This window comes from Alteromonas sp. M12 (assembly GCF_037478005.1).
GTDB lineage: Bacteria > Pseudomonadota > Gammaproteobacteria > Enterobacterales > Alteromonadaceae > Aliiglaciecola > Aliiglaciecola lipolytica_A.
The window spans coordinates 1,080,611-1,104,660 of sequence record NZ_CP144164.1; the positions used below are offsets into that span (position 1 = coordinate 1,080,611).

Sequence of the window (24,050 nt, forward strand, 5' to 3'; positions counted from 1 at the left end):
GCTGCTCTAATGACTATGCAATGAAACACAGTGGTTTTTAAAAGTTAAAATAGTGATCTAGTTTAAGTTCGAATTAATGGTTCTATAAACTAGGTTTCGATATTCTCCACCCATCGGCGTAAATCATCGTTTACCATAGGTTTAGCAAATAAGAAACCTTGTAAATAATCGACGCCCATTTCTGAAAGTGTGAGAGCTTCTTGTTCTGTCTCTATGCCTTCAGCGACGGTTTTACAACCAAATTGTTTGGCTATAAATAGAGTTGCTCTGATTATTGCTTCTCCGCCTTGATGCATGTTTAGCACAAAAGAACGATCAATTTTTATGGTGTCAAAATTGAGTGTTTGTAATTGACTCAAGGAAGAATAGCCAGTGCCAAAATCGTCAATTGAAACCTGTACATTTCTTGCCTTAATTGCATTGAGTTTGGCTTTCACTTTGACTTTGTTATCGGCGAACATAGACTCAGTTATTTCCAAGTGAAGTCGCTCTGGTTGTAATTTACTGGTTTTCAGTGCTCTGTCTAATATATCGATAAAATCAGAGTCTAATAATTGAATTATTGATACATTTACTGAAACAGAGGCGTTTGGACTATGCTGCCATTGGCTTGCATCAATACAGGCTCTATTGAGTACCCAAGCTCCAATTTCATGGATTAGACCTGATTGTTCTGCAAGGGGGATAAAGGTGTCTGGTCCAACTAAGTTGCCATTAAAATTCCAGCGTAATAATGCCTCAAACGACCATGGTTGTTTGGTTTTACATTTCACTATAGGTTGGTAACAAAGGTACATCTGTTTATTGTTAATGGCTTCTTGCAGTCCATCTCGCAGGTTTTCAATTTGCTTAAGATTCTCAAATAAATCTTGTGAAAACATTCTTGGTGCAGACAAATGCAATTTCTTTTGTTCGAACATGGCAAAATCAGCCAATTGTATTAATTCTGTCTCACTAGAGGTATGTTCAGGCAACATCGCAATACCTATGGTGGCACTTAAGTACAATTGATTAGACATAACATCTAAAGGCTGTGAAATACGGGCTAACAACGCATTAGCTACAGAAATAGCCGTTTCATGGTCGGCATACGGCAGTAGCATCAAGAATTCGTCACCGCCCCAACGTCCAGCTTGGTAATCGTTAGCAAACGCGCCTATTCGACCGGCAACTTCGACTAAAACAGCATCACCAACCTTGTGACCCAAGGTGTCATTAATCTTTTTAAAACCGTTTAAATCGATGAATAACAAGGCTACCGAATGCCCACTTTTTATGCTTTTAGCTGCTGTTTCAGATAATTGCTGGATGAAGGCTGAGCGGTTATAAAGTTGGGTTAACGGATCCAAACTAGATAGCACTCTAATTTCGTAGGTACGTCGCTCCACTTCTTTTTCTAACGACTCGTTGGTAACGTTGAGTTGCTTATATGCTTCAGAAAGCTTGCCATTGACTTCATCTACTTGGGCTGCTTCTTTATGCATTTTTTCTAAGATATACGCATTTTCATTGCGAATTTTAACCGATTCTTCGGTTAAATCTGCCGCTCGTGCTGCGGAAAAGGCGACCGAAAGGTTGTACAAAATGCCCAAGCATCCTAAATAGAAATGAATACTGATACCGGAAAATAATGCCATGCAAGAAACTGGCGTTAGAAGTAAGACGGTGTAAAGTATCGCGGCTCTTTTATGTCCAGAAAGTGCTGAATTAGCGCCACTTGAAAGTGTACAAAGCATGGCAAACGTCAATGCTAATTCGGTTAGGTCCATACTGTCATAAAACACCACAGCATAGATACACCACATCAAAGCCAATGATATAACACCAAGCACTACTCGATTTCTTGCGCGGGATGGCTCGTATTTCTTGCGTCGTAATTTGATAAACCAATACAGCCAATCGGCGAACCTTAGACTTGTAATGATAGCTACAATAACGAGCCAAATAACTTTTAGACTGTGGGTGTTAGGGGTGTCTAGAGCAAAAACCAGAAAAAAAGCAGCAACTAAACTGCCGATCAAACCGAAAAGAACGTTTTCGTATATACCGTTAGTTTTGTCCCGCAAATTTGCCCGAGCAATTTCAAAAACGTTGTTAATGGCAGAACCCCTTATAAAAACCAGCCAAATTGCTCAAACAGCGCACATTATATATTTCGACATCATACAACTTTTAGGTTAGTTAAAAAACAAACAACTACGATGGTCCTGAGTACCTAGCGTACAGATTGATTCAGGTTAAGAGCTAAATTATTATTTTAAAACAATTTATGTCTCTCATTATCGTATTTTATTTCTTTTTCTTAGGCCGCTTAATTTTCTTTTTCTCAGATTTAGGTTTCTTCTTTTTGACTGGCGCTTTGGCTTCTTTATTTTTAGGTCGCAATTCTTCAATAACACGACGTTTAAAACGTTGTTGAGTATAGCGTTCGATTTTTGCAATGATTCCCATTTCGTGGGCTTCAGCAATCGATATCGCAGTCCCTTTTTTGCCAGCTCTGCCTGTCCTACCAATTCGATGTACATAAATATCAGCGGTTCTGGGTAAATCGTAATTAATCACATGGCTTATGTTATCTACATCAATACCTCGTGAAGCAACGTCGGTGGCCAGCAATATGTTTATCTCACCGTCTTTGAAACGTTTTAATGCGCTATTGCGTTTGTCCTGTGGCATCTCACCTTGTAACCAAGAGATTGTAAATCCATCTCTTTCGAGCATTTGTTTAAGCTGGTTGAGTCTATCTCGAGTTTTTACAAATACCACCGCAGACTGAATTTGGTTAGCAAGAATACTTTTAAGCAGATTATATTTATGCGCGGGATCGTCTGCTAAATGAATCCATTGCAGGATCTTTGCGTGTTCCTTGCGACTTGGCGTGGCTTCTAGCGATACTGGGTTGGTTAACAGATCTTTGGCGAATCGTTCAATTCCAGCGCCTTCAAGGGTTGCCGAAAACAACATTGATTGCTTGCGCCAGCGGGCCTCAGATGCAATCTGATTCACTATCGCAGAAAAGCCCATATCTAACATGCGATCTGCTTCATCTAACACTAAGCTTTCAATATCTCGACAATCGAAGCTTTCTTTTTCAATATGTTCGAACAATCGACCTGGTGTCGCCACTAAAATGTCTAGGTTTTTCTCTAGGGTTTCACGATCTGTTCCATAATTAATACCACCTGTAATCACCCCACACTCTAAATCCGTATATTTTGTGATTTGCAGCGCTTGCTCATAAACTTGCAACGCCAGCTCACGGGTAGGAGTCAATATTAGAATTCGGCATGAGCCTGGTTGTTGGCGCGGAAAGTCCAGTAGGAACTGACATGCGGGCAACAAAAATGCTGCTGTCTTACCTGTACCTGTTGGTGCATTGGCTAAAATGTCTTGTCCTTCCATGGCGGGAGGTATCACCAAAGATTGAATACTGGTTGGGGATGTGTACCCCATATCGGCAACTGCTTGACATAATTTTTCGTCAAGATCTAATTCTTCAAACATATTTTTCCGTGGAGGTTAGTACCATTTACATAATTGTCGCAATTATAGAGGACTTATCCAGTTTAGGGCAGCCTTAATTAGATTCTGTCGTTTTCATCAGGAATAATTCGACCCTAATCCGGCTGATATGCTTGTTTAAACTCGCGAATTGCGTTTATTCGCTTCTCATCTAGCCGTAATTTAATGTTTTTACCGGTTGCGCCGGCCTCTATAATCGATTTTACTTCAACTTTCATCGCCGCTTGATAAGCATTCCAGATGAATTCAGCCTGTGGGTAATCTCTGTTTTCAAGCCCGGTACGTCCCTTTGCATCGGCAATACATGTTGTCAGTAAATTGTTGAAACGCTCCGGCTTACGCCAAGCATCACAATGGTTTAATACTTTTAATATAGTGGCAGGTCGAAGCTCCAATGCACGATGAATGTGAGTGTGATACTCACTGGTCATAATCGCTAATTCTTTACATTCATTTGGTACTTTCAAACGTTCACTTAATGCGCGTATTGGTGCGACACCTAACTCTTCATGTTCTCGGTGCGAGGGCCACTGAGCCGGATCGGTGAGACCTTTACCAAGGTCATGAACTAAAGCCGCGTAGCGGATCGCCAAATTATCACTAAGTTTAGCCGCTTGTTGAATCACCATCATCGTATGAATACCGGTATCTACTTCTGGGTGCCATTGCACTGGGTTTGGAATTCCCCACAAAACATCCAATTCAGAAAACCATACTTTAAGGGCACCGCATGCTCTGAGAACTTCAAAAAAAATGTCAGGGTCTTTTTCCAATAAAGCTCGAGAAGTTTCTTTCCAGACCCGTTCAGGTACCAAATGATCTAACTCACCTTGATCCACCATTTGCTTCATCAAGGATGCCGTTTCAGGCGCAATTTCAAAGCCGTATTGATGATAACGTGCGGCGAATCTAGCAACGCGTAGTACGCGTAACGGATCTTCAACAAAAGCAGGTGACACATGTCGTAACAGGCGGTTATGCAAATCATTTTGACCATTAAAGGGGTCGATCAATTGCTGATTTTTATCTAACGCCATGGCATTGATGGTTAAGTCTCTGCGTTTTAGATCTTCTTCAAGGGTAACGCTACTTTCACTGTTTACTTCAAAGCCTGTATAGCCTTTCCCGCTTTTTCGTTCAGTACGCGCTAAGGCATATTCTTCTTTGGTTTTGGGATGCAAAAATACTGGGAAATCACTGCCGACCTGCTCATATCCAGCCGCTAACATTGAATCTACTGTTTCTCCCACTACTACCCAATCTCGGTCGCTTACTTTGCGGTCGAGTAATTTATCGCGTACAGCGCCACCTACTAAAAAACAATTCATCAGTTAACAACTCACTTTATCGTCGGACTATAAATCCTATAGTAAGCAGTCTTTGAGTTAACCTCAAATAGTGTTACCTTATTCGTCGCAAATTTGGATTGGTTTTTATAAGCACATATGTACCTGAATTATTTTGGATTATCCGATAACCCTTTTTCAATAGCGCCTAACCCTGATTATCTTTATATGAGTCCTCGCCATAAAGAAGCGCTCGCTCATTTAATTTTTGGTTTACGTGAAAGTGGCGGCTTTGTGATGCTCACCGGTGAGGTAGGTACGGGGAAAACCACTGTCTCGCGAAAATTATTGCAACAATTACCCGACAATACCCAAGTGGCAATGATTCTCAATCCAACGCTCTCTGCAATCGAGTTATTGGCAAGTATTTGTGATGAATTAAAAATTCGTTACCTTAAAAAGCAAGCAAGCCTTAAATACTTCACCGATAAAATACTAACTAAACTCACAACAAATCATTCACACGGCATTAATACAGTGCTTATTGTTGATGAGGCGCAACATCTTTTACCTGAAGTATTAGAGCAACTGCGGCTGTTAACCAATTTAGAAACAAATCGGGAAAAACTTTTAAAAGTGGTATTGATAGGTCAACCTGAATTACAGCAATTATTAAAACGTAATGAACTGAGACAGTTAGCACAACGTATAACGGCCAGATACCATTTACTGCCTTTATCCTCAATAGAAGTCAAAAATTACATTTCCCATCGTCTGTCTGTGGCTGGCGGACACGAACGTATTTTCAGCAAACCCACTTTGCAAGCCATTTATCAGATAACCGGCGGCATTCCACGGGTGATTAACTTGCTTTGCGACCGCGCTTTAACGTTGTCTTTTACTAAACAACATGCAATTGTTCGTCGCCATATTTTTATTGCAGCAGCGAGACAAATACTTGGCGATGATGTGGTAAAACAGCGGCAAGGAAAACAATGGACCTTGATATTGGCCGCATGCTTCCTCGCCGCTGCGTCTGTCGGCTATATGGTAGGAGGCTAACATGACCCAAAAGATCAGTGTAGACCAACTCAAAGCCGGTATGGTAATCATCAAAGTTACCGCCCAAAACGGACCAGTTAAGATAAAAAAATCAGGGCTTGTGAGCAGCTCTGATATGGTAAAGGCGCTAGCTGAAATGGGCGTGCAGGAAGTTGAAATTGATCCTGACATGACAGTGGAGGTTAAAAAGCCGAAAATTGCCAAATCAAAAACCCAGCAATTGGTTGAAGATACCAGCACGGTTACCCAGAATATTGACCAAGGCATATCAGAGCAGTTTAATCGCAGTTTATTTTTGCCTTCAGTGCAAGAGTTACCAGAAGCATGGCAATACTATGGTAAAAAATCGTTAATCGCATCAGTGGTAGTAGCAGGCGGATTTTGTGTTGGTTTAGTGTTAGCAAATTTGACGACAGTTACGCAGTTAATTCATCAGTCGACTGACACCGTGCAAACGGCAGCACCGCTTCCTAACGGTAGCATCACCGAAGACGAACTTGAAGAGCAACAAGACTCACAAGTTACTGAAAAACAAACCAATATTGAACCAAGTGATATGGTTGACGTTAAACCGGAACAGCCTATTATCGAGCAGCCTAAAACACCACCGTCAAATCAAAAGCAAGATAGCAATGAAAATGTCTCGGTTGACGAAACGGCGCAATTATTAGCAGAGCAACAAGCTGAACAAGAACAAACAAACGCAGACGAACAAAATAATATTCCACCAGAATTATTACAGCGCTTCCGAAATGCGTTGGCTTCCATTGGCGATGAAACACCGGTTGATCCAACGGATGATGCACAACCGATAAGAGATGTTCCGGCAGTCAATGAACTTCCTGCGTGGGTACTAACAGAACTGCCCAGTATGGCATTCTCTGCTCACATGTATGTTTCTGCCCCAGAAGAACGATGGGTTAGGGTGAACGGCAAAAGGGTAGTAGAAGGGCAGGAAATTGAGGATGGGCTGGTTTTAATAGGAATCGAGCCACAACACGTGATTATGACGTTTAAAGGACAAGAGTTTAGTATGGATGCGCTGTCTGACTGGTAATCATTGTTGCTTTGCAATGGGCATTCAAATTTAAGCTTAAATGCCCTATATGTCTTTCTAAAGTGCGGTGATTAAAATTTCTTTTAAAAACTTGGTCAAATTTAGTCCAAACTCTTCGGGGCGAACGGCACTGATAATTTTTACATTCACTTGACTTAAATCGAGTTTTTTTACTTCTGAATAGCTAGCTGTTTTTAAGTTATAAAAAGCCGCGACTATAGGCTTCATTGGGGTTTCTTTATTGCCCCGCATTATTATTGCCAATCTATCATTGTCGAGTTTTACAAGTGAGCCTACTGGGTGGACGCCCAAACACTTAATGAATTGAGCAACCAATACTTGATCGTAGCTTTCATCGCTTAGCAGTTTAACCAGTGCTCTGGAAGGGGTTACCGCTTTTCTGAACGGCCGATCATTAATCATTGCGTCGTAGCTATCAACAATCCCCGCCATTCTGGCATATTCGCTGACATCATGATCAGTTTGTGCATCGGGATAGCCGGAACCATCAATTCGTTCGTGATGGTTAAAGATAATATCTTGTACTGATGCTGCAACATCACCACAGCGGTCCACTAAGTCGAGACCAATGTCTACATGAGTCGTAATAATTTCTTTTTGTTGCGGTGTGAGCTTTCCAGCAGATTGGGTAATGTCTTTTGGCATATTTGTCATACCAACGTCCATTAACAAACCGGCTAAACTTAACTCTTCAATTGCTTGCCGACCCATATCTCTGTACTTTGCGAACATTGTCAACAAAATCGAACAATTCAAAGAATGTTCCAGCAAGTATTTTCCTGACTTATTCAGCAAAGTTAAACAACTCAGGCCGTTTGGCATGTTGAATACTGACTCGATTATATTTGCACTTAAATCCTTTACATCAGAAAGTGAGGGAGTATCGTTGGCGGCTAAACGTTTAAAGAAACGGCTTTGGATCGTCAACGCTTCGTCATATAGTTTAGTCGCAGCTTCAAGTTGTTCACTATCGCTAAAAGATGTCTTCTTAGGACTTACAGGGGCAGTATTTTCTTGTGTTGTGCTTTCTTTGGGTTCCGGATTTACCGGTGGAGGAGGAAGGTTGCTGCGCGAAATATCAATTTCGACTTTGGTTACACCTTTGGACTTTAAGATATCAATTGATTTGACTGATTTAACAAGGCCTTTGGTTTTTATTCTAAGTTTGCCGTTTTGTTCGATAACATCATTAACAAACATGCCTGGCTTTAAATCTTCGATTTTGATCGCTTCAAGCATTACTACCCAGCACTCCCAACACACTTTTTTAGTATTTAAAATTGACGGGCATTTTAGCCCAATAATAATTTCAAATCTCTATTTAAATGGAGGTTTACTGCTTAAAACATACATCCAGGCAAGGATTTTACTCCATTGAACCTGGATGCTGTTTTGATTGGAGAATTATCTTAACCAAGCAAATGCGTTGTTTTCGTAATCCAATATTTTGTCATCTAATTCCAGCGTTTGACCAATCGCATCAAGCCCTTTAATCAAGTTGTTTTTATGATGCTCAGGTATATCAAAGTGATACTCCTGTTCAGCAACTTTTACAGTTTGATTGGGTAAATCAATGAAAATTTGTGTCTCAGGGTTATCTTTTACAATGCTGAACAAATTATCCATTTCTGAGCTGCTAAGGGTGATTGGTAATAGTTGATTATTAATACAGTTGCCATAAAAAATATCTGCAAAACTGGTGGCAATAATTACGCTATAACCAAAATCGGCAAGTGCCCAAGGTGCATGTTCGCGACTTGAACCGCAGCCAAAGTTTTCACGAGCTAAAAGAATGCTAGCACCCTGATACTCAGGTTTAGTGAGAGCAAAGTCAGGGTTAACTTCTTGTTCGTGCAAATCTAAATAGCGCCAATCGTGGAATAGGTGTTTACCGTAACCTGTGCGAGTCACTCCGGTTAAGAATTGCTTTGGAATGATCTGGTCTGTATCCACATTGGCTTGGTCAAGTGGTGCTGCTGTACCCAAATGGGTTGTGAATCCTGTCATCATCTGCTCCTACAAATCTCGTACATCAATGAAGTGGCCAGTGATCGCAGCCGCTGCTGCCATTGCTGGAGAAACTAGGTGGGTTCTGGCACCTCGGCCTTGGCGACCTTCGAAATTTCGATTACTCGTTGATGCACATCTATCACCGGCTTTCAGAATATCGTCATTCATACCCAAACACATTGAACAACCTGGTAACCGCCATTCAAAACCAGCATCAATGAAAATCTGATCGAGGTTTTCTTCTTCAGCTTGCTGTTTTACGGTCACTGAACCAGGCACCACAATGGCTGTAACACCGTCTACTACCTTACCTTTTTGAGCAATTGCCGCCGCAGCTCTTAAATCTTCGATTCGGCTATTAGTACAAGAGCCAATAAAGACATTATTAACCGAAACATCAGTTAGTTTTGTACCTGCTTTTAAGTCCATATAAGCAAGTGCTTTAATGGCTGATTCACGCTCAATAGGATCGCTGAAATCTTGCGGTGTTGGAATCGTGTTGGTTACACCCGTTACTTGGCCAGGGTTCGTTCCCCAAGTAATTTGTGGTGCAATGTCTTTGGCTTGCAATTCAACTACTTTGTCAAAATGCGCACCATCATCAGAATGCAGGGTTTTCCAATATGCGACTGCATTATCCCAAGCTTCGCCAGATGGCGCATATTCGCGACCTTTAATATATTCAAAGGTGGTTTCATCAGGCGCGATAAAGCCTGCTTTTGCACCCGCTTCAATGGTCATGTTACATACTGTCATGCGCTCTTCCATGGTCAAACCACGAATTGCTTCACCTGCATATTCAATAACGTAACCGGTTGCGCCTGCATGACTAATAGTACCAATAATCGCTAAGATGATATCTTTTGCTGTGATGCCAAGGGGAAGTTTGCCATCAACATTAATTAACATACTTTTAGCTTTGGTTTGTTTTAATGTTTGGGTTGCAAATACGTGTTCAACTTGCGAGGTACCAATACCAAAAGCAAGGGCCCCGAAAGCGCCATGAGTTGCAGTATGTGAATCACCACAAACCACCGTCATTCCGGGTAGAATTAAGCCAAGCTCAGGTCCAATAACATGGACTATACCTTGTTTTTGATGGCCTACAGGGAATAATTCAATGCCATGTTCTTTACAGTTATTGGCTAAGGTTTGTAGCTGTAATTGATTTTCTGGTCCACAAGCATCAATGGCTAATGAGCGAGTAGAAATACTGTGATCCATAGTCGCGAAGGTTTTATGGGGACATCTAACTTTACGTCCCTTGTCATTTAATCCTGCAAATGCCTGAGGAGAGGTCACCTCATGGATTAAGTGACGATCGATATAAATAAGAGTATCGTCACCCAATTGGTCGACAACATGGGATTCCCAGATTTTGTCGTATAATGATTTTGCCATTTTTAATTCCTAAATTTAAATCGGAGCCTACTGGCTAATTCTAGTTAATTTGTACGGAAGATAATATGTGCTGACAAATTACATCACCCACTTGCGACGTAGTGTTAGCAAGATGACGTTTTTCTGGTGGAAGTAATTCCCCAGTCAATACACCTTCAGCTAATGCTTTACGTACCGCATCATCAATTTGGTCTGCTGCTTTTGTTTGATTTAAGCTGTAACGTAGCATCATTGAAGCAGATAAGATTTGGGCAATTGGATTGGCGATGCCTTTGCCCGCTATATCCGGCGCTGAGCCCCCGGCTGGTTCGAACATACCAAATCCGCTTTCATTCACACTTGCCGATGGTAATAAACCCATAGAGCCCGTAATCATTGCGCATTCATCAGATATAATGTCGCCAAACAAGTTAGAGCAAAGCATTACGTCGAACTCGTTGGGGTAACGAAGCAACTGCATAGTCGCGTTATCGATATATATATGTTCTAAGGTTACTTCTGGATAATCTTTTGCGACTTCCTCAGTAACTTCACGCCATAATCGTGAGCACACTAATACATTTGCTTTATCAACTGAGGTGACTTTTTTACCGCGTTTCATTGCAGCTTCAAAGGCGCTTTTGGCAATACGACGAATTTCTCGCTTTGAATAACGCATGGTGTCGTACGCAAACTGTTCTTCACCTTCGCCTTCTAAGCCTTTAGGTTGGCCAAAATAAATGCCACTAGTAAGTTCTCTGATAACTAAAACATCAAAGCCGCTTGCCGCAATATCAGCGCGAAGTGGAGATAAGGCTTCTAAACCAGGGTAAATTTTTGCAGGTCGTAAATTACTAAATAAATCAAAATGACCACGTAACGCCAGCAGCGCGGCTCTTTCTGGGCGTTGCTCTAGAGGTAAACTGTCCCACTTAGGGCCACCAATCGAACCAAACAAAATAGCATCTGCTTGTTCGCATCCTTTTAGCGTGTATTCTGGTAGCGCCTGCCCGTGATTATCGATGGCTAAGCCACCTACATCATATTCGTTCAGAGTGAATGACAACCCACAGGTTTTTTCAACTGCACTGAGTACTTTTCTAGCCTCAGCCATTATTTCCGGACCTATACCGTCTCCTGGTAATACGGCAATTTCATAATTAGACATGTACTTATTAAACCCCTGCAATTTTTATTTGTTGTTTCTTCTGTTGATCAATTTGGTCGGCTAAATGTGTATTGTTTAACACGTAAATCAGTGCCTTTACACCGGACTCTACGATGTCAGTGGCTAGGCCAATACCGTTAAAGCGGCGGCCATTATATTCAGCAATCAAGCTTACTTGAGCTAATGCATCGGCGCCTTCACCTTTAGAGTCGAGTTTGAAGTCAACCACATCTACGCGGCTGTGCCCAATGGCTTTCGTAATGGCGTTAAATGCTGCGTCTACAGGGCCATTACCAACCGCTGACTCAGTGATTTCAATTTCACCGATACGCATTTTGACGGTGGCACTAGGAATGATTTCTCGCCCCGAGTTTGCCTGTAAATAAAGCAATTCGAAATGAGCTTGCTCTTGTTTTTGTTGATCAAAAAACAACAGTGCTTCTAAATCGTAATCAAACACCTGACCTTTTTTGTCGGCCAATTTCAAAAATGCAGCGTAGATTGCTTCTAAATCGTAATCACTCTCTTTGTAACCTAATTCGGTTAATCGATGTTTAATAACGTGGCGACCTGAACGTGATGTAAGATTCAAGTTGTTTTTGTTTATGCCCACGCTTTCCGGTGTCATGATTTCGTAGGTATTTTGCGCTTTCAATACGCCATCTTGGTGAATACCGGAAGAGTGACTAAACGCATTAGTACCGACAATGGCTTTATTGGCCTGAACTGGCATATTACACAGCTGACTTACTAATTTAGAGGTACGTGAAATTTCGTGGGAGTTGATGTTGGTTTGTAATCCCAACATGGCTTGACGGGTTTGCAAAATCATTGCAATTTCTTCTAAAGAGCAGTTACCAGCTCGCTCACCAATACCATTAATTGTTGCTTCAACTTGTCGAGCGCCGTTTTCAACCGCCGCCAATGAGTTGGCAACAGCCAAACCTAAATCATTGTGACAGTGTACAGAAATTGTTGCTTTGTCGATGTTTGGAACGCGGTTAAATAGGTTTTTGATGATGCCGCCAAATTCTGTTGGCATCGTGTAACCCACAGTATCAGGGATATTCACTGTTGTTGCGCCAGCGGTTATGGCAGCTTCAACCATACGACACAAATAATCGATATGCGTACGACCAGCATCTTCACAGGAAAATTCCACGTCATCGGTATAGCGGCGCGCATGTTTTATTGCATGCACTGCCATTTCAACAATTTCATGTTGGGATTTTTTAAGCTTTGCGCCCACATGAATATCTGAGGTGGCAATAAAAGTATGGATACGAAATTGATCTGCGACCTTTAACGCTTCACCGCAGGCATCAATATCTTTTTCTAGGGCTCTAGATAAACCGCATACAGTGGCGTTTTTGATTTCTCTTGCAATACTTTGTACAGAAGCGAAATCACCCGGTGACGAAACTGGAAATCCTGCTTCTATAATGTCTACGCCTAATCTTTCAATAGCAAATGCTATTTGCAGTTTTTCTTTAACAGTGAGACTTGCTGGCAGCGCTTGTTCGCCATCACGCAAGGTTGTATCAAATATTTTCACTTGATTAGACATATTTTTTCTCCTGTTAAGTATATTGCCCATATAAAAAAACCCGTGCGTTGCACGGGTTTTAAAATCAGTTGTGACATTTACAACCTACCCGTGCAGTCTCGCTGCCAGAAGTAGTAGGATGTTGAGTAAAGTTGCTTTACGTAATGTCACATTGCTCTCAATTAATCAAATTTTGAGTAAATTCTCTAGTGGTGTATTTGTATCCTTTATCGGCCTATGCGTCAACCTTAGATAATAAATCCTTATATATCGCTTTGGAATAACTAACCTGTTCTCGGGATAAGCAGTGCTTTATTGGTCTCATTTTGCAGCCACTTTGCTTAACAAAAAGGTATATCCTTGAACTATCTTTGAGGATTCATTTATTTGCTGTTCGGTTATTAACTACTTGTAGGTTTTCCAGTTAATTGTGGTGGATAAAAGTAATTCTCTAAGGCTGAGTGTTCTGGGAATGGTTTTGCCTTTGTGGTTCCAACTATGGCCGCAACAAGCAGCTGTAATATTGCCTTTATTTGGAATCAATAAGGTTTTACTTTGCAATGAATGGTCATACTCACCAAGAAATGTTCCGTTGAAATCAAACCAGCCGTGTTTGTTGAAATGTAATTTATGGTTTTCTTTGTCTATTCTATCAACAGAGTCTAATTCTACTGTTTCTATGCCCATATCACTGATGCAAATAGGCGATGGCAAACCCATACGAACATGGCTTTGAAACCATGCCAATGATTTTTGCGGATCGTATTTGGCGCTCACACATTTAGCCGCTTGTTTAGCTTGCCAACTGCCGTTGTGGACGTCTACTTTGATGGGGTAACTTTGAGCTAGTAAGTATTCAGCTGCATTTTTAATATGATAAGGCAATCCTGACAACCTACGCTGTAATAACCGTATATTGTTGACAGTGCTCTTGCTTAATGACAGCAATTCTCTTTCATACAGGGCATTGCACAGCTCGGCAAAATGGCGCTGTCTTTGATCGGAGGCGAATATATCAACTTGTTGTTGATGATTGGTATCGGACATTATCTGACTTATATCAGACAATTAGGGTAGTTGTAAGCATGTACCAGATAAAACTTAGGCTGGTACATGCTCATTAGGCTTTATTGACCTTTAATTTCAGCGCGACCGCCGTAACTAACTGAGTCACCTAAAGCTTCTTCAATGCGAAGCAATTGGTTGTACTTAGCCACACGATCAGAGCGGCATAGTGAACCCGTTTTGATTTGACCAGCAGCTGTACCCACCGCTAAATCAGCGATAGTTGCATCTTCAGTCTCGCCACTACGGTGAGAGATAACAGCAGTGAAACCTGCATCTTTTGCCATCTTAATTGCATCTAACGTCTCGGAAAGTGAACCAATTTGGTTAAACTTAATGAGGATAGAGTTACCTACACCATTGTCGATACCGCGTTTTAAAATTTTAGTATTGGTTACGAACAAGTCATCACCAACTAGTTGAATTTTATCGCCAATTTTACCGGTTAGGTAAGCCCAACCATCCCAATCGCTTTCATCCAAACCATCTTCAATTGAGATAATTGGATATTTAGCTGATAGGTCCGCTAGGTAATCACTGAACTCTTCTGAGTTAAAGATTTTACCTTCACCTTTCATATTGTACTGACCATCTACGTAAAACTCAGATGATGCACAATCAAGGGCAAGAGTAACGTCCTTATCCATCACATAACCAGCACTTTCAACGGCTTGAATGATAACTTTAAGAGCTTCTTCATTAGAGCTCAAATTCGGAGCAAAGCCACCTTCGTCGCCAACTGCAGTACTTAAACCTTTTGCAGACAATACTTTTTTCAAGCTGTGGAAGATTTCAGCACCCATGCGTAGCGCTTCACGGAAGTTAGGTGCGCCTACAGGCTGAACCATAAATTCTTGAATATCGACGTTGTTATCAGCATGTTCACCACCGTTGATGATATTCATCATTGGAACCGGCATTGAATATTGTCCTGGTGTTCCGTTAAGTTCTGAAATATGTTGATATAACGGTATTTTCTTCTCCATCGCCGCAGCTTTTGCCACTGCTAGAGAAACCGCCAAAATGGCGTTAGCACCAAATTGTTCTTTATTTTCGGTGCCGTCTAAATCGATCATAATTTGATCTACTGCACGTTGGTCTAGCGCATCTTTGCCTAGCAAAGATGTTTGAATATCACCGTTTACTGCAGCTACGGCTTTTAAAACGCCTTTTCCTAGATATCTAGATTTGTCACCATCGCGCAATTCCAAAGCTTCGCGAGAACCAGTAGATGCACCAGATGGCGCGCATGCTCTGCCCCAGGCACCACTTTCTAAATATACGTCTGCCTCTACAGTTGGGTTACCACGCGAGTCCATTACCTCACGGCCAATAATCTTGCTGATTTTTGCCATTTTTGTTGCCTTATAAAAATGTTTAATTTACGTTCTAAGCACACGCACAATATAACCCCTAATGGAACTATATTTTATGATTATGCGAATAGGCGCTTGATTTTTCTTTAATTATTATTTTTATGGTATTCACCAGCGGCGTGCACAAACCCAGTAAATAATGGGTGGCCGTCACGGGGTGTAGAGTTAAATTCAGGGTGAAATTGGCCAGCTATAAACCATGGGTGGTCAGGCAATTCAATTACCTCCACCAAACGTTTATCAGTTGATAAACCAGATACAACCAATCCTGACGCTTCGATTTCGCTACGTAGGTTGTTGTTCACTTCATAACGGTGTCTATGGCGCTCATAAATTTCTGTATTACCATAGGTCTGTTGAACCTTTGTATCTGGAATCAAATGACACAATTGACTACCCAGACGCATTGTACCACCAAGATCAGAACTTTCATCTCTGACCTCTGTGCTACCGTCAGTTTCCTGCCACTCAGTGATCAAACCCACCACTGGGAAAGGCGTTTCTGGATTAAATTCGGTGCTGTTAGCATCGGCCATGCCAGTCACATTTCTAGCATATTCGATTAACGCCACCTGCATACCTAAACATATGCCTAAATAAGGTATTTTGTTTTCGCGAGCATATTTCGCCGCGGCAATTTTACCTTCAATTCCTCGTTCACCAAACCCGCCAGGGACCAGAATAGCGTCAAGATCATGTAACACAGCTTCGCCCTTGCTTTCAATGTCTTGGGAATCGATATAACGGATATTAACTGATAAGCGGTTTTTAAGGCCGGCATGTTTTAACGCTTCGTTAACTGATTTATAAGCATCGGGTAATTCTACGTATTTACCAATCATCCCAATGTTTACTTCGCCAGTTGGATTTGATTCTGCGTATAAAACCTGTTCCCATTCAGTTAAATCAGCTTCAGGGCAGTCCAAACCAAAACGTTTAACCACTAACTCATCCATTCCTTGGGCTTTTAATCCCGCTGGAATTCGATAAATACTATCAACATCTTTAAGGCCAATAACTGCTTTATCGGGGACGTTCGTGAACAATGCGATCTTTTGGCGTTCGTTTGAGGGAAGGGCGCTTTCTGAACGGCAAACCAGAATATCCGGTTGGATACCGATAGAACGTAATTCTTTAACTGAATGCTGAGTGGGTTTCGTTTTCACCTCTCCAGAAGCAGCCATATAAGGAACTAGTGTTAGGTGCATGTACATTGCACGCTCGCGACCAAGCTCTGCTCCCAACTGACGAATTGCTTCGAGAAACGGTTGTGATTCAATATCTCCAACAGTGCCACCAATTTCAACAATCGCGACATCTACCCCTTCGGCACCTTCGATTACGCGGCGCTTTATTTCATTAGTAATATGTGGAATAACCTGAATAGTTGCACCAAGATAATCACCACGTCTTTCACGTTTTAACACTTCTTCGTATACGCGACCAGTGGTGAAGTTATTACGCTTGGTCATGCGGGTGCGAATAAAGCGCTCGTAATGACCTAAATCTAAATCTGTTTCTGCACCGTCATCGGTAACAAATACTTCGCCGTGTTGGATGGGGCTCATGGTGCCCGGATCCACGTTAATATATGGGTCCAATTTGAGCATCGTAACTTTCAATCCTCTAGCTTCGAGGATTGCAGCTAACGAAGCTGCGGCAATACCTTTTCCAAGTGATGAAACGACACCACCTGTGACGAAAATATAATGTGTCATGTGTAACCTAAGACGTTTGGAGTTGAATAAGAATACTTGACCAAGGGACCGATAAATTTTCGGCGTATGGACGGCTCAACAGTATACGGAAAGCTGCCTGTCCATACAACGAACTTTTTCAATTAAGCGCGACAAATTTTGATATGAAATAATCTAAATCTATATGCCGCGAATAACTATCAAATACTTAGGATTGGTTACTGATTTCTTTCAATGAATAAAGTAGTGCCAATGCTTCTTTAGGCGTCAATTCATCGGGGTCAATTTGCCTTAATTTAATCCGTAACTCATCTACAGAATCCAATAAGTCTAATTGCTGTGAGTGATTACTTACTGTTAGTTCATCAACTTCTATATTTGGTTGTTTCTCCAAAATTGCGAGTTTCGCTTTGGCTGAGCGAATAACACTTTTGGGCACACCTGCTAATTGCGCTACTTGCAAACCGTAACTGCGGTTGGCAGGTCCTTCTTGTACAGCATGCATAAAACGAATTTCGTCATTGTGCTCAACAGCATCAAGATGCACATTGGCCAAGGATTCAAGTTCTGCAGCTAACTTTGTTAACTCAAAGTAATGGGTGGCAAAAAGTGTGTAGGCGTTAATTTGTGAGGCGAGATATTCGGCGCATGCCCAAGCTAACGACAGGCCATCATAAGTACTGGTACCGCGACCAATTTCGTCCATCAACACTAAACTGTTAGCCGTTGCATTGTTTAAAATATTAGCGGTTTCGGTCATCTCAACCATGAAAGTCGAACGGCCGGAAGCGAGATCATCTGAAGCACCAATACGGGTGAAAATTCTATCTATCGGGCCGATTACTGCTTGCTGTGCCGGTACAAATGAGCCTATATATGCCATAAGCACTATTAAAGCTGTTTGCCTCATATAGGTTGATTTACCACCCATATTAGGCCCCGTAATAATTAACATCCGTCTTGTTGGTGTCATGGCTAACGGGTTGGCGATAAAAGGGGTTTTCATAACATTTTCTACTACAGGGTGGCGACCTTGTTCGTAAAATATTCCCGTCTCTTCACTCATTTCAGGACAATGTAAGTCTAAGGCATCAGCTCTTTGAGCTAAATTACAAATTACGTCGAGTTCAGCTAATCCCATAGCGCATGCCATGAGTTCATTGAGTTGCGGTAACAATAAATCAAACAACTGTTCATACAATTGTTTTTCTAAGGCTAATGCGCGTCCTTGACTGGTAAGGACTTTATCTTCGTGTTCCTTGAGCTCAGGAATGATATAACGCTCATTATTCTTGAGGGTTTGGCGGCGCACATAATCTGCAGGTACTTGATCCGCGTAACTGCGACTGACTTCAATATAGTATCCATGAACCTTGTTATAATTGACTTTTAGCGAGTGAATGCCGGTGCGTTCTTTTTCTCTGATTTCCAATTGCTCAAGGTAGTCTGTTGCTCCTTTTGCTAAGTTTCGTAAATCATCTAACTCTTCATTGTAACCAGGAGCGATTACACCTCCATCACGGATTAATACCGGAGGATTAGCAATAATGGCTTTATTCAATAAGTCACTAAATTCAGGAAAGTTGTTGATATTTGTACTCAACGTCTGAAAATTTGAACCTAAATCGGCTAACTTGTTTTGAATTTCTGGCAGCATGTCAAATGCGTTGCTCAACCGAGAGAAATCTCTTGGTCGCGCTGAACGTAACGCCAACCTTGCTAAGCAGCGTTCCATATCGCCAACCGACTTCAGCATGTCGCGTAAGTCTTCGTATTCGCTTTGGTGTAAGGCTTGTATTTGTTGTTGACGGCTATTTATTACCTGCAAGTCGCGAATCGGGGTTTGAATCCAACGTTTCAACAAGCGACTGCCCATTGGCGTGACAGTAAAATCTAAGATGCTTGCTAAAGTATGCTCAACGCCGCCAGACAAATTCAAGGTTAATTCTAAATTGCGACGAGTGGCAGCATCCATCAACACGGTATCGTTATGGTTTTGTAATTGTATTTTGCGTATGTGGGGCAGGGCAGAACGTTGCGTATCTTTAACATATTGAACAATACAACCTGCAGCGCATATGGCAATTTTTGCGTCTTGAATTCCAAAGCCATTTAGTTCAGTGGTACCAAATTGCTGATTCAGTTGATTGCTGGCGGTTTGAAAATCAAATTCCCAAACTGGACGGCGACGCAGTCCAGCTCGGTTGTCAATTAAGTGCAGGTGACTAAACCCTTCAGGGTAAAGTAATTCTGCCGGGTTACAGCGCTGTAATTCGGCTAAAAGCGCTTCTTCTCCAGACAATTCAGAAATACTAAAACGGCCACTTGTTATATCTAGAATCGCCACACCAAACACCTCTTTACGGGCAAAAACGGCGGCTAGTAAATTGTCTTGTTTATCTTCTAACAAGGCTTCATCAGTCACGGTTCCAGGGGTCACAATACGCTGTACTTGTCTTTCCACTGGGCCTTTGCTGGTCGCCGGATCTCCAACTTGTTCAACAATGGCCACTGACTGTCCCATTTTTACTAAACGGGCTAGGTAATTTTCAACTGCATGATAAGGCACGCCAGCCATAGGAATAGCATTACCACCAGATTTGCCTCTGGCAGTAAGAGAAATATCCAATAACTCGGATGCTTTTTTAGCGTCGTCAAAAAACAGCTCATAAAAATCCCCCATTCGATAAAACAAAAGAATGTCTGGATGCTCCGCCTTTATTGTTAAATATTGACGCATCATAGGGGTGTGACTATCTAGATCAGACTGTTTAACGCTATTACTCATTGAGGTTGCGATCTCTTTGCAGGTTGAGGTTATGTTCGGAATAAATAACTTAATCGAATTAAGGCAATTAAAAACAATTGGGCATTATAAGAAGTATGGGTTTTTTTTCTAGCAGTTGTTAGTACAATCTGCCAGATAAACATTGAAATGGAGCATATTTGCATTATGTTAACCGAATCTATAGAGCGGGTTTCCCAACAACTTGGACAACAGCTAAAAAGCAAAGGTTGGACGATTAGTAGCGCAGAGTCTTGTACAGGGGGCGGTGTCGCCTTTGCAATCACCAGTGTTGCGGGAAGCTCTGAGTGGTTTAAACAGTCTTTTGTTACCTATTCTAATGAAGCTAAACAATCTTTATTAGGAGTGAGACAAGAAGTCTTGATGTCATTTGGCGCAGTGTCTCAACAAACGGTTGAGCAGATGGCCTCTGGATGCGCACTAAAATCGCAAGCAGAAATTGGGGTTTCTATTAGTGGAATTGCAGGACCGGATGGGGGAACTGAAGATAAACCCGTTGGTTTAGTTTGGTTTGGTTTTTTTATCAACGGTGATATTTCTACTGAAAAGCAGATTTTTTCTGGGGATCGGCATCAAGTAAGACTTCAGGCCATTGAATTTGCATTGCAACAGACTAGCCAACGAATTAGCTAAGTCTAAACATGTATTTAGATAGTTACGCTGAATAACTTTGGATAGTATTTTTAACTTTCAAAAGCAGAAATTCGTAAAAAAAGTAAAACTGTACTTGTAACTGTATAATCATACAGTATACTTCTGGGCATAAACTTAACGTCAAGTTACTAATAAGTAAGTTCGTTGAACCCTTGTTTAATTTATCACGCTATTTTCGAAGGACATTCCGATGGACGATAATAAATCTCGCGCATTATCAGCTGCTCTAGGGCAGATTGAAAAACAATTTGGTAAAGGTGCAATTATGCGCCTCGGAGACAACCAAGCTTTAGATATTGAAGCTATTTCAACAGGTTCTTTGACGATTGATATCGCGTTGGGAATAGGCGGTCTTCCTTGTGGACGAGTCGTTGAGATATATGGTCCTGAATCATCAGGTAAAACAACGCTAACTTTGCAAGCTATTGCTGAAGCGCAAAAAATGGGTAAAACCTGTGCGTTTGTTGATGCAGAGCATGCCTTGGATCCTGTCTATGCAGGAAAGTTAGGGGTAAACATCGATGATCTTTTGGTTTCGCAGCCAGATACCGGTGAACAAGCATTGGAAATCTGCGATATGTTAGTTCGTTCTGGCGCAGTAGATGTTGTAGTCGTTGACTCAGTGGCAGCGTTAACGCCTAAAGCTGAGATCGAAGGTGATATGGGTGATTCTCATGTTGGTTTACAAGCACGTCTGATGTCACAAGCGCTACGTAAATTAACGGGTAACATTAAACGTTCAAATACTTTGGTAATCTTCATTAACCAAATTCGTATGAAAATTGGCGTTATGTTTGGTTCGCCTGAAACCACAACTGGTGGTAATGCACTTAAGTTCTATGCCTCTGTAAGATTAGATATTAGACGTATCGGCGCGATTAAAGACGGTGATGAAGTGGTTGGTAATGAAACCCGTGTGAAAGTTGTTAAAAACAAAGTCGCACCTCCATTTAAACAGGCTGAATTCCAAATTCTATATGGCCAAGGTATTTGTAAAGAAGCCGAACTTATTGATTTGGGTGTTAAGCAAAAGTTTGTTGAGAAGGCTGGAGCTTGGTATAGCTACAATGGCGAACGTATCGGTCAAGGAAAAGCCAACGTGGTTAAGTATTTGAAAGAACATACTGATATGGCTGACGATATCGAGAAGCGTCTGAGAGCAGAGTTGTTGCTGTCTAAAACAGTCAAACCAGAAGATCCTGTAGCTTCTGAGGATGTGTTGTAACCCTAACCTTATACACATCCCCTAAGCGTGAGTTCCCCGCTAATTTATTTAGCGGGGTTTTTTAATTTTCCTCCCTTTCAATATCCCAACAATGTAATCTTTCCAATTTTCGAGTAAATTTTTTACATTAGCAAAATAAAGCCTACTTAATTTTTATATTTCTGGCTTCTTGTCTCAATCATTTTGTTTTTTATTATTTTTATATCTATTTGATATTTATTAATAAAATTGATTTTTTATGGTGCTGTTTTAACTTCTACTAACTGTTTTTAAGAAATGGTGTGGTTTCTGCATTTACCTTAGTGCGTAACTCAACAACCAATGATTAACTTTGGTTATTTCTTTAAGTCATTAATAGGAGATTTTTATGAGTAATGAAGTAAAACAAGTGAACAAAGTAGCAGACGTGATTGAAGTGCTAAAAGCAGGCGCAGATTTTTATGAAGAAAGTATAGATACAGCAACCCATGAGTCTGTAAAGCAAGTGTTTGCGAGAATGATGTTTGAGAAAAAAGCCGCAATCGAAGCACTTCAGCCTTTTGCTATTGCAGAGCAAGGTGAGAAAGAAACTGGTGAGTCCATCGCCGTCAATGTACGCAACATGTACACAAAATTGGTAGGTTTTTTATCTTTTGATAAAGAGCATACCTACATTAGTCAACTTGAAGAGGTTGAGGACAAGACACTCGAAGTAATCGACGAGGCACTTGCAGAAAAGCAGCCTGATACATGTACGTTAGCCCTTAGAGAAATTCGAGGCACTATGCAAGCTTGTCATGACGAGATGAAAGCCCTGCAGGAACTCACTGCTTAACCGATAACTTAATGATAGCTAGCCGCTCATTGAGCGGCTTCTAATATTATTATCAACTAACAACAAATGAATCAAGAGGTAAATTATGGATATCATTAGGCTAATATTGGCTATTCTTTTACCCCCAGTTGGGGTGTTTTTACAAGTGGGCTTTAGTGGCGCATTTTTCTTAAATATATTGCTTACAATCCTCGGCTATTTGCCAGGCATAATTCACGCTGTTTGGATTATCGCTAAACGATAGATTGAATCTGCAATAGAGTTAAGTCCGTGTTGCAAAACCTAATCTTGCTAGCGGACTGCTCCTATTCCTCTCCCTGAATTCCCCCAATGTGTTAATCCCATTTATCTTTTATCACTAACTCTGTATAGAGAGGGAAATGATCAGAATCAATCGATGGCAGCCTTTTAATGTCAGCCAACATAAAATGTTGAGAATGAAAGAGGTGATCTAATGGCCATCTGATTATCGGGTAATCTGCATGAAAAGTGTTAAAGAAGCCGCGACCAATCCTTGGATCTTTTAATCCACTTAGTTTCCGAAAAGCTCTTGTGGTAGGTGACCAAGCTACGTCATTTAGATCTCCGGTGACTATTATTGGTTGTTTGGACGGCTCGACTTTATTGGCTATTAAAATGAGCTCTTTATCTCTGGGTTTTGCCGTGTCATTTTCAGTAGGTGAAGGCGGCGCTGGATGTAAAAAATGGAATTTAACTTTGACGCTTTCGGTAAATTTAATATGGCAATGAACAGAGGGAATATCTTTTTCAATTAATTCCAGTACCTCTAAATCCGATATTTCGTGTTTGCTGTAAACGTGCATTCCGTAGAGGTTATCTAATGGTTTATTTACTCTGAAGGGAAAGTCGGCATGAATGGGTTCCATTGCGTCTTGCCACCATTTGTTGGTCTCTAACGTAACAACAATATCTGGCTCGTATTGACGGATTAAATCAATTAGTTTTTGTGCCGATCTGTTGGGCATTAAAACGTTTGCAGTAATGACTTTAATAGATACCTTGGATTCAGTTGATGAGCTATCAGCGTGCTCCACTTCTTTTGGATATAAAAATGTGTAAGGCAGAATCCAAATTGACTGATAAATTAAGCTCGCTAAATTAACTATCAGCAGAGTGTACATTAGGTAGTCCTCGGTTAAGGATAAAACCATTAGTACGTTGAAGATTATCAAGCAAACGATCTGAACCCTAGGAAATTCCCAGCTACGACATAACCAATGATTACTCGGCAACAAGGGTAGTAAGGTTATCGCTACTAAAAAGCAGCTTGAACAGATAAGACCTATTTCCAAGATAGTGCTCTCAAAGATGGATGTAATTGTTGCAAAGGATATCAGAAC

General features: G+C 41.2%; 19 protein-coding genes. 6 read left to right on the top strand and 13 right to left on the bottom strand.

Going from position 1 to position 24,050, the window contains the following annotated elements; translation table 11 throughout:
* Positions 1-89 precede the first annotated feature (89 nt).
* The 3 genes from VUI23_RS04580 to VUI23_RS04590 all read right to left on the bottom strand — a co-directional run bounded on the left by VUI23_RS04580 (position 90) and on the right by VUI23_RS04590 (position 4,850).
* Positions 90-2,066 (bottom strand): EAL domain-containing protein, encoded by a 1,977-nt coding sequence (locus VUI23_RS04580; RefSeq protein WP_342807045.1) that lies wholly within the window; start codon positions 2,064-2,066, stop codon positions 90-92.
* Between the two features lie 223 nt (positions 2,067-2,289).
* Positions 2,290-3,504, bottom strand: coding sequence for an ATP-dependent RNA helicase SrmB (gene srmB, locus VUI23_RS04585; protein WP_342807047.1), 1,215 nt, complete (start codon positions 3,502-3,504; stop codon positions 2,290-2,292).
* 113 nt (positions 3,505-3,617) lie between these two features.
* Positions 3,618-4,850 (bottom strand): multifunctional CCA addition/repair protein, encoded by a 1,233-nt coding sequence (locus VUI23_RS04590; protein WP_342807049.1) that lies wholly within the window; start codon positions 4,848-4,850, stop codon positions 3,618-3,620.
* 117 nt (positions 4,851-4,967) lie between these two features.
* Here VUI23_RS04590 and VUI23_RS04595 point away from each other — a divergent pair, with 117 nt between their 5' ends.
* Together VUI23_RS04595 and VUI23_RS04600 are read left to right on the top strand one after the other, a co-directional pair.
* Positions 4,968-5,870, top strand: a complete 903-nt coding sequence (locus VUI23_RS04595; protein ID WP_216046838.1) for an AAA family ATPase — start codon at positions 4,968-4,970, stop codon at positions 5,868-5,870.
* Position 5,871: 1 nt separating this feature from the next.
* A complete protein-coding gene (locus VUI23_RS04600; protein WP_342807051.1) occupies positions 5,872-6,927 on the top strand; it encodes a general secretion pathway protein GspB in 1,056 nt (351 codons plus the stop codon).
* A gap of 57 nt (positions 6,928-6,984) precedes the next feature.
* Here the strand turns inward: VUI23_RS04600 and VUI23_RS04605 are convergent, their stop codons facing one another.
* From VUI23_RS04605 to mutS, 9 genes are all read right to left on the bottom strand, one after another.
* On the bottom strand, positions 6,985-8,187 hold the full coding sequence (locus tag VUI23_RS04605; protein ID WP_342807053.1) for an HD domain-containing phosphohydrolase: 1,203 nt from the start codon (positions 8,185-8,187) through the stop codon (positions 6,985-6,987).
* Positions 8,188-8,352: 165 nt separating this feature from the next.
* Positions 8,353-8,955 carry a 3-isopropylmalate dehydratase small subunit gene (gene leuD, locus VUI23_RS04610; RefSeq protein WP_216046835.1) on the bottom strand — a complete coding sequence of 201 codons (603 nt, stop codon included), beginning with the start codon at positions 8,953-8,955 and terminating at the stop codon, positions 8,353-8,355.
* Between the two features lie 9 nt (positions 8,956-8,964).
* Positions 8,965-10,359 (bottom strand): 3-isopropylmalate dehydratase large subunit, encoded by a 1,395-nt coding sequence (leuC, locus tag VUI23_RS04615; RefSeq protein ID WP_342807055.1) that lies wholly within the window; start codon positions 10,357-10,359, stop codon positions 8,965-8,967.
* Between the two features lie 40 nt (positions 10,360-10,399).
* Positions 10,400-11,506, bottom strand: coding sequence for a 3-isopropylmalate dehydrogenase (gene leuB, locus VUI23_RS04620; RefSeq protein ID WP_216046833.1), 1,107 nt, complete (start codon positions 11,504-11,506; stop codon positions 10,400-10,402).
* Between the two features lie 7 nt (positions 11,507-11,513).
* Positions 11,514-13,073 carry a 2-isopropylmalate synthase gene (gene leuA, locus VUI23_RS04625; RefSeq protein WP_342807057.1) on the bottom strand — a complete coding sequence of 520 codons (1,560 nt, stop codon included), beginning with the start codon at positions 13,071-13,073 and terminating at the stop codon, positions 11,514-11,516.
* Positions 13,074-13,457: 384 nt separating this feature from the next.
* Positions 13,458-14,099 carry a hypothetical protein gene (locus VUI23_RS04630; RefSeq protein WP_342807059.1) on the bottom strand — a complete coding sequence of 214 codons (642 nt, stop codon included), beginning with the start codon at positions 14,097-14,099 and terminating at the stop codon, positions 13,458-13,460.
* Between the two features lie 80 nt (positions 14,100-14,179).
* The gene (gene eno, locus VUI23_RS04635; protein WP_216046830.1) at positions 14,180-15,472 is read right to left on the bottom strand and encodes a phosphopyruvate hydratase; all 1,293 of its coding nucleotides are present in this window, start codon (positions 15,470-15,472) and stop codon (positions 14,180-14,182) included.
* Between the two features lie 107 nt (positions 15,473-15,579).
* Positions 15,580-17,211 carry a CTP synthase gene (locus tag VUI23_RS04640; protein WP_342807061.1) on the bottom strand — a complete coding sequence of 544 codons (1,632 nt, stop codon included), beginning with the start codon at positions 17,209-17,211 and terminating at the stop codon, positions 15,580-15,582.
* Positions 17,212-17,398: 187 nt separating this feature from the next.
* A complete protein-coding gene (gene mutS, locus VUI23_RS04645) occupies positions 17,399-19,978 on the bottom strand; it encodes a DNA mismatch repair protein MutS (RefSeq protein WP_342807063.1) in 2,580 nt (859 codons plus the stop codon).
* Positions 19,979-20,143: 165 nt separating this feature from the next.
* On the opposite strand from mutS, the gene pncC reads away from it, so the two are divergent.
* From pncC to VUI23_RS04665, 4 genes are all read left to right on the top strand, one after another.
* Positions 20,144-20,629 (top strand): nicotinamide-nucleotide amidase, encoded by a 486-nt coding sequence (gene pncC, locus VUI23_RS04650; protein WP_342807065.1) that lies wholly within the window; start codon positions 20,144-20,146, stop codon positions 20,627-20,629.
* 211 nt (positions 20,630-20,840) lie between these two features.
* Positions 20,841-21,875, top strand: a complete 1,035-nt coding sequence (recA, locus tag VUI23_RS04655) for a recombinase RecA (RefSeq protein WP_216046826.1) — start codon at positions 20,841-20,843, stop codon at positions 21,873-21,875.
* Between the two features lie 367 nt (positions 21,876-22,242).
* Complete coding sequence (locus VUI23_RS04660) at positions 22,243-22,689, top strand: PA2169 family four-helix-bundle protein (protein ID WP_342807067.1); 447 nt, start codon at positions 22,243-22,245, stop codon at positions 22,687-22,689.
* Positions 22,690-22,774: 85 nt separating this feature from the next.
* The gene (locus VUI23_RS04665; protein WP_216046824.1) at positions 22,775-22,933 is read left to right on the top strand and encodes a YqaE/Pmp3 family membrane protein; all 159 of its coding nucleotides are present in this window, start codon (positions 22,775-22,777) and stop codon (positions 22,931-22,933) included.
* Between the two features lie 91 nt (positions 22,934-23,024).
* On the opposite strand, the gene VUI23_RS04670 is transcribed toward VUI23_RS04665, so the two are convergent.
* Positions 23,025-23,831 carry an endonuclease/exonuclease/phosphatase family protein gene (locus tag VUI23_RS04670; protein ID WP_342807069.1) on the bottom strand — a complete coding sequence of 269 codons (807 nt, stop codon included), beginning with the start codon at positions 23,829-23,831 and terminating at the stop codon, positions 23,025-23,027.
* Between the last annotated feature and the right edge of the window lie 219 nt (positions 23,832-24,050).